Origin of the sequence: Vibrio genomosp. F10 str. 9ZD137 (genome assembly GCF_049974785.1) — a bacterium.
Classification (GTDB): domain Bacteria; phylum Pseudomonadota; class Gammaproteobacteria; order Enterobacterales; family Vibrionaceae; genus Vibrio.
On record NZ_JBNGCJ010000017.1, the window covers coordinates 1 to 549 of the forward strand.

The 549-nt window shown below is 43.4% G+C and carries 1 protein-coding gene; it reads right to left on the reverse strand.

Going from position 1 to position 549, the window contains the following annotated elements; translation table 11 throughout:
• Positions 1–18: 18 nt before the first annotated feature.
• Positions 19–504: a GNAT family N-acetyltransferase gene (locus ACP45E_RS00295; protein WP_198927654.1), complete on the reverse strand. Its 486-nt coding sequence runs from the start codon at positions 502–504 to the stop codon at positions 19–21.
• Positions 505–549 lie beyond the last annotated feature (45 nt).

Below are 549 nucleotides of genomic sequence, written 5' to 3' on the forward strand. Positions count from 1 at the left end.
TCCCTCTTAAATTGCTTGTTAGCCGTACATTGCCCAACGGAAATACGGACGCTGACCATCCATCCGTTCAACTTCTGCGCCTAACTTTTTGTAAAACTCGTGTGCTTTGGTGTTGTGTGGACTAGCTGTCCAAGAAATATGAGAAGTTAATGACTTTTGAGCTTCCGTTTTCAAAGCATGCATAAGTTCTGCACCGTATCCCTTTGAACGATGATTACTAACAACTAGAAGATCATCCAACCAAATAGACGGCTCACCGCGAAAGGATGAATAACGATAATGAAACAAAGCGAAACCCTGAACTTCACCATCGACTTCCAATAGCAAAGCGTGGGCAAACGGATAGTTACCAAATAAGGTTCGTTCTATCTTCTCTTTCGTCGTGGAGATTTCACCGTCGAATCCTTTCATTCTTCGGTCAAACTCAGCTTTGTGTCCAATAAGTTCTAGCAACTTACTGGAGTCTTCCTTGATCGCTTTCCTTACGTTCACTTTGTTCTCCATAACTCAAGTTTCCGGTTGTCGGCTAACGCCGCATTAAGGTGTGAG

What these genes read in the sequence shown, in the direction of transcription:
- ACP45E_RS00295 (WP_198927654.1), bottom strand. Translation starts at nt 504, where the DNA reads ATGGAGAACAAAGTGAACGTAAGGAAAGCGATCAAGGAAGACTCCAGT.